This is a genomic window from Alkalibacterium iburiense, assembly GCF_039521845.1.
Taxonomy (GTDB): domain Bacteria; phylum Bacillota; class Bacilli; order Lactobacillales; family Carnobacteriaceae_A; genus Alkalibacterium; species Alkalibacterium iburiense.
In genome coordinates, this window is sequence record NZ_BAAACW010000126.1 from 1 (window position 1) to 5,924 (window position 5,924).

8 protein-coding genes are annotated in these 5,924 nt (G+C 38.5%); 3 read left to right on the forward strand and 5 right to left on the reverse strand.

Annotated elements, in window-relative coordinates; all coding sequences use genetic code 11:
• Positions 1–212 precede the first annotated feature (212 nt).
• The 5 genes from ABDZ53_RS10065 to ABDZ53_RS10085 form a co-directional block, all read right to left on the reverse strand.
• Positions 213–563, reverse strand: a complete 351-nt coding sequence (locus tag ABDZ53_RS10065; RefSeq protein WP_343756145.1) for a general stress protein — start codon at positions 561–563, stop codon at positions 213–215.
• A 135-nt stretch (positions 564–698) separates the two neighbouring features.
• Positions 699–1,112: a hypothetical protein gene (locus tag ABDZ53_RS10070; protein WP_343756147.1), complete on the reverse strand. Its 414-nt coding sequence runs from the start codon at positions 1,110–1,112 to the stop codon at positions 699–701.
• Positions 1,113–1,258: 146 nt separating this feature from the next.
• The gene (locus ABDZ53_RS10075; RefSeq protein ID WP_343756149.1) at positions 1,259–2,455 is read right to left on the reverse strand and encodes an NAD(P)/FAD-dependent oxidoreductase; all 1,197 of its coding nucleotides are present in this window, start codon (positions 2,453–2,455) and stop codon (positions 1,259–1,261) included.
• Positions 2,456–2,479: 24 nt separating this feature from the next.
• Positions 2,480–3,229 carry an SDR family NAD(P)-dependent oxidoreductase gene (locus ABDZ53_RS10080; RefSeq protein WP_343756151.1) on the reverse strand — a complete coding sequence of 250 codons (750 nt, stop codon included), beginning with the start codon at positions 3,227–3,229 and terminating at the stop codon, positions 2,480–2,482.
• A gap of 207 nt (positions 3,230–3,436) precedes the next feature.
• A complete protein-coding gene (locus ABDZ53_RS10085; RefSeq protein WP_343756152.1) occupies positions 3,437–3,982 on the reverse strand; it encodes a DUF924 family protein in 546 nt (181 codons plus the stop codon).
• 82 nt (positions 3,983–4,064) lie between these two features.
• On the opposite strand from ABDZ53_RS10085, the gene ABDZ53_RS10090 reads away from it, so the two are divergent.
• From ABDZ53_RS10090 to ABDZ53_RS10100, 3 genes are all read left to right on the forward strand, one after another.
• Positions 4,065–4,643 (forward strand): hypothetical protein, encoded by a 579-nt coding sequence (locus ABDZ53_RS10090; protein ID WP_343756154.1) that lies wholly within the window; start codon positions 4,065–4,067, stop codon positions 4,641–4,643.
• Between the two features lie 59 nt (positions 4,644–4,702).
• Entirely contained in the window at positions 4,703–5,275 is a 573-nt protein-coding gene (locus ABDZ53_RS10095; protein WP_343756157.1) for a xanthine phosphoribosyltransferase, read from the forward strand.
• A gap of 290 nt (positions 5,276–5,565) precedes the next feature.
• Complete coding sequence (locus ABDZ53_RS10100) at positions 5,566–5,787, forward strand: C4-dicarboxylate ABC transporter (protein ID WP_343756159.1); 222 nt, start codon at positions 5,566–5,568, stop codon at positions 5,785–5,787.
• Positions 5,788–5,924: the final 137 nt, after the last annotated feature.

Sequence of the window (5,924 nt, forward strand, 5' to 3'; positions counted from 1 at the left end):
ACTAAAAAAACGATAAGAGAGCCTATACCTAAGGCATTCTTGTCGTTTTGACTGTCAAACTCGAGAGTATAACATAAATGAGGATTACATGATGAAATGATTCTAGTTTAACTGAAAAGTTGAAAAGCCCCTTTCCAGTATATGATTCTATAACTGAAAAGGGGAAAAGACTAAATTGTTTTGTTGAATGGAATAGGACTTGAGTAAAAAACTTACAATCGTGCTCCTTGTCTGAGTAAGACCACTATTTTACCTTGCTTGATGTCATCTTGATAGTCGTAAGCTGGGTCATTATCTTTATCGTAGGTAACAGGTTCATCATCTTCATCATCAGAGGTAAAAGCGCTTTTAATGGAGTCCCACATGGATCCGCCTGAATCATCTGATGAAGTTTTTCCACGTATGTCTACCGTTGCATTAATATTTCCTGAAATCTTCTCTCCAATTTCTTCGTTAACAACGACGATAACTGTGTGTCGTGGGTGGCCTCTGTCTCGTAAACCTTCAACTTTCCGATTGGCTTCTTCGATAGTATCGTAAACTCCCTCGACTTTACTATTCATACGTGACATCCTTTCTGTATAGTTTGTTCCTGTATCTTAAGTATAACGAATGAAAGCGATTACTTCAAATCATAAGAATAAGCACAAAATTATCCCTTTCAGATAAAGACTGAGTCTTTTCTGAAAGGGAAGTGATTATAATATTAAGTTAATATCTCTTTGTGATTGACTGGGAGTCGCATTCGTATGAGATAAATCTACATTATCCGGCTCATCACCTAAATCAACTGTCCTTGGAGAATTGTTCTGATCATGCTTCCTATTCATGTCATTTGAACTTTCTGCATTTTCATCTGCGGGCTCTTTGACTAAGACCACAATATAGTCATTTTCTATCTCTTCTTTGTATTCAGCTAATACATCAACGGACTTTCTTTTTTCATCAAAGGTAGCGACAGGTATATCTATATCTTTACTAATTTCTTCTTTTTTTGGAGCATTAGTAATTAATGATATGCAATCTTGTGCATGTCCTCGTGAAACCAAAGCATTGACTGCTTTAATCACTTCATCTATCGACTCATAGCTTCCTTCAACAAACTTATGCATGATAAAACCCTCCTGTTAATTGTGGTACCTCATTCTTTACACCTACAGTATAAGGGGATGTTTTATAGAGTACAATCAATACCTATTGTGAATTGTTTAATCAGAAGAAAAGATGCTGGCCATGACCAACATCTTTAAAGTAGTCTTTATTCTTCTTCGTCGCTTGTATCACGGATTCGCCCTTTTAATTCAGAAGAAGGTGGTTGGGTTTTCAGGACCTCTCTCACTTCGTCTAAATCAGTTTCTATATTCCAAGTAATGACACCGACCGGCTTGTCATTTTCTAGGAAGTACACTACTTTTCCGCCGTCCACTCTGTCAATCATGTAATCCAGCTTGGGGTCCAATGTTCCGATGGCTTCCCAAGATATATCAAAAACATCTGAATAAAAGTAAGGGGTATGAGTATACGGGTCATTTGAACCAGCCATTATTTTACCTACTTGTGTACCGGATTGGCGAGCGTGATCGACGTGTTCAATGCGTGTCCGTCCTAAAATAGTATCCGGATAAGAAACGATATCTCCAGCAGCATAAATATTCGGGTCAGAGGTACGTAAGTATTCATCTGCAATAACCCCATCATCTACTTCAAGACCGGCTTCTTCAGCTAAGGATAGGCGTGGGTCAACTCCTAGTCCAAGGACGAGCATATCCCCTTCAACGGTTTCCCCGTTATCTAATTGAACAACTAATTTATCGCCCTTTTTAGAGTAAGATTCCGCTCTTGTGCCACTCATCAAAGTAATGCCGTGTTCTCTGTATGTGTTTTCGTATTCTCTAGCCAGCTCTTCAGGGAATCGATTGCCACTCAGCATCTCTTGCGGGTATATAAAGGTAACGTCTGTGTCGTTCAGCTTCAAGTTAGCTGCTAATTCTGTCCCGATATAACTACCGCCAACCACAATAGCATGTTTTCCTTTTCCAGCCAGGCTTCTTAGATTGTTGTAGTTTTCCAATGTTCTGAAAGCAAACACTCTGTCGTCTTCAGGCCCTTCAATACTCTGAGGTTCGCCACCCGTTGCAAGTAATAATTTTTTATAGGTGTACGTGACGTCATGGTTGGTTGTCACTGTCTTATTTTCTTTGTCAATTGACGTAACTGTTGTATTAGGGATGAAAGTGGCATTCGTTTCTTCAATAGTATCAAATACGACATCCTCAACCGTAAACTCTTCGTCAGTCCATAGCTTTTTAGTTAAAGCAGGACGAGTATATGGTTTATCTTTCTCGCTTGAAATGATTCCAATCGTACCCGTTTTATCTAGTTCTCGAATGCCTTCTGCTGCGTGGGCAGACACGATTCCTCCGCCTACGAGCAAGTAATCAAATTCCTTAGTCATTCAGTATCTACTCCTTTGTATTTTTTATATAGTTCCAACTGCTCCACCGTCTACACGGTAGTTTGATCCCGTAACAAATGATGCTTGATCGGAACATAAAAAGACAATGACACTAGCAGCTTCTTCGACTTTACCGCGTCTTTTTAACTCTAAATGCACTTTTTGTTCCTTTAAGATGATGTCAATCGCTTCTTCAAATGAGACGTCTTCTTCCTTAGCTTTATCTTCCACGAGCATATCAGTCATGGCTGATTCGATAAAGGCAGGTGAGACGGCATTCACAAGTAAACCGTCTGAGGCATAGGTTTTTGACAGGCCTTTTGAAAAGGATAGAAGGGCTGCTTTTGTACAGTTATAGGGCAATTCTTCTTTGTATGGCAAGACTGCATTTTCAGAGGCAAGAAAGACAATACGTCCCCAGCCACCATTTCTTAAATCAGGCAGAAACTCTCTTACTACTCGAACGGACCCGAATAAATTAATTTCCATTGTGTTAGTCCAGGCATCGTCATCCAGTTCGTGAAACAAGCCTTGTTCACCAGCTATACCAGCATTTTGAACAAGTATGTCAATTTCTCCTACCTGTTCTTTAACATAAGTATGCAAGTTTTTTAAATCTTCTGTGCTAGTCGTATCTGCCGGGTAAGCATAGACTGTGTGGCTAGCTCCCAACTCATTAGCCGCTTCTTCTAACTCCGATTCTTTTATGTCGGTTATGACAACTGTTGCGCCTTCTTCTAGTAGTTGTCGGGCTGTTTCTTTACCGATTCCCAACGCCCACCAGTGACGAGGGCAACTTTTCCTTTAATTCCTATATCCATTCATCAAACCTCCTGTTTATTAATAGTATCCGATTCCTATTACTGTAAAGGTACTATATATCCAGCTCTCACTTCAATTAATAGGCATTGTATAAGCCTATTCAAGTGCTTTTACACTTTTACAATTACTTGTATCTCAGTTTAACAAAGGATATACTAATTAAAATCCTTCGAATTCAGCTAGAAATTCACGTTCATCTTCGGTGGACTCTCTCCCTAATACATCATTTCTGTAAGGGTACCTTCCAAATTGCTTAATTATATCCCGATGCTTTTTTTCATATTTCAGATAGTCTTCCATTCCGTCTTCTTGGAATAATGCCATTGCCTTTTCATGAATAGGCAAAGATTCCGAGTGCATAAAAGGCATATACAAAAAAGCGCGTTCTTCTGTACTTAGCTTGTTTATTTTTCCAAACCTCAGCGCTTCTTGTGCCAAAGCTAAGGCTAAAGAGTCCTGCCTAAACGCATCCGGTTTTCCTCGGAACATATTTCTTGAAAACTGATCCAGTAAAATAACCTCTGCCAGCCGTCCATGAATCGTGTCTCTCCAGCCAACAAGCTCACAGGCCTTCGCTTGTTTAAATGTTTCCCCAAATCGCTGACTGATTTCCTTGTCTAACTGATCGTCTTGCTTGAACCATAGATCAGAATCTATTTCCCTAAACCAAAAGTCCAGTACGTCTTGATAAGTGTTAGATTTCATTTTTAGTCTCCTTTGTCATTTTAATGAAGTAAAAAACCTCTTAATGTTATACTAAGGAAAACCAGAGAAAAGGAGTAGGAAAATGCATTATGCCATTAGATGTCCCTATTGTGGGAGTCAAAACATTAAAAACTGGGAACAAGAGAGGGCATATGTCCCTTATACATATGACTGGGATGAAGAACGCATTACTCCTGAATTCAGCTGTTTAAACTGCTCTGAAATATTTGGCTGTATGGCGGATAACACCGATAGCTTACCGCAAAGTCACTACGTTGCCTTTCATTTCTCTGTGGGACAAAAATCAAAGCAAATGAAAACCATTTACTTTGAAAAAGCTGATAGTTACACAGATTTAGAAATAGCCATCCCTTATAAGGATGTAGCCAAAAAGGCTCGCATACCTTTGACAGAATGGCAGGATATTAAAGATGATCTCTTTAATCAGCTATTTATTCTATCTTGGCAGACAGACTATGAAGAAAGGAATGAATCGGAAGGAAACTATTGGGAAATGGTATTAGGATTTGATGATCGCCATTCTTACGAAGTGAAGGGAGTAAATGCTTATCCCGTCTTGTATGAGAGGTTGCTTGAGCTAATTAATCCTTATTTAGAAGAACTGGGTTTTGAAAAGGAATCTATTTCGAATAATAAATAGTGAGTATTTGAATGTTATGTGGTATCCTAATAGTTAAAATTAATAAAAGAGGGATGATAGTGAAGGAGTTAAAAGACAGAATCTTAAAAGAAGGGCAAGCCTTATCTAAAGAAGTCCTTAGTGTAGATAGTTTCTTGAATCATCAAGTTGACCCTGTTCTAGTCCAGAAAATGGGAAAAGAGTTTGCACGTTATTTTAAAGATAAGCATGTCACTAAAGTGATCACTGTTGAGTCCTCTGGTATAGCACCAGCTATATTTACTGCTTTAGAATTAAATGTACCTGTTATTTTTGCGAGAAAACATAAAAGCTTGACGTTAACGACCGATTTATACACAAGTGATGTGTATTCCTACACTAAAGAAACCTTTAATACCATCTCGGTATCTAGCCACTACCTAAATGAATGGGATCGAGTTCTCATTATCGATGACTTTTTAGCAAATGGCCAGGCAGTTAAAGGGATGCTGAACATTTGTAGCCAAGCAAAAGCTCAGCCTGTCGGAGCCGGTATCGTTATTGAAAAATCCTGGCAAAAAGGACGTTCTATGCTAGAAGAACAAGGGGTAGATGTTTATTCACTGGCACGTATTCAGGAGCTTGACGAAGGAAAAATTGAATTTTTAGATTAAATCGGACTGAGAGAATCAGAAGTATTCGAGATTCTTTCGGTCTTTTTCTTTTTTCATGAAAAAACAACTTATTCATCACGTAAAAGTCATAGATATGAAAAAAGTTTGAAAAGTCCTAAAGTGAGTGCGTATCTTTTGAAAGGTTGAGCTAAAGGCTGATAGGGTAAAAGTGTAGAAGAAATAGACATAAGTTATAAGGGAGTTGATAAAAAGTGCAAGAGTAGTGATAAGAATACGGAAGGATACAGACCAATTAGAACACTCACTATTTTGAAAGGGGAATGTTTAAAATGGCAAGTAGAGAACCGAATTCAACTATTTCAGCAACAGCAGGATTATGGCTAGGAATCATTGGTATCATTTTAGCAATAATCGGCTTCTTCTGGCAGCCGATTTGGATGGGAATTATTGCAGTCGTTTTAGGAGTAATTGGACTGATGTCTCCTCAAAAACCTGTCAATTGGATTTCCATTATCATAGGGGCTATAGTCCTCCTTATAGGCATACTATAATCATCTCTTATACCTTGTCTGACTCAGAAAAGCACGTCTGCTCATGTAGACGTGCTTTTTTTATAGAATGGTTCGGGTGTCAAAAGTCTCAAAAACTCTCTGAATGTGTATCTAAAAACCGCTATCTTCACTCTTTT

What these genes read in the sequence shown, in the direction of transcription:
- ABDZ53_RS10075 (WP_343756149.1), bottom strand. Translation starts at nt 2,455, where the DNA reads ATGACTAAGGAATTTGATTACTTGCTCGTAGGCGGAGGAATCGTGTCT.
- ABDZ53_RS10085 (WP_343756152.1), bottom strand. Translation starts at nt 3,982, where the DNA reads ATGAAATCTAACACTTATCAAGACGTACTGGACTTTTGGTTTAGGGAA.
- ABDZ53_RS10065 (WP_343756145.1), bottom strand. Translation starts at nt 563, where the DNA reads ATGAATAGTAAAGTCGAGGGAGTTTACGATACTATCGAAGAAGCCAAT.
- ABDZ53_RS10090 (WP_343756154.1), top strand. Translation starts at nt 4,065, where the DNA reads ATGCATTATGCCATTAGATGTCCCTATTGTGGGAGTCAAAACATTAAA.
- ABDZ53_RS10070 (WP_343756147.1), bottom strand. Translation starts at nt 1,112, where the DNA reads ATGCATAAGTTTGTTGAAGGAAGCTATGAGTCGATAGATGAAGTGATT.
- ABDZ53_RS10100 (WP_343756159.1), top strand. Translation starts at nt 5,566, where the DNA reads ATGGCAAGTAGAGAACCGAATTCAACTATTTCAGCAACAGCAGGATTA.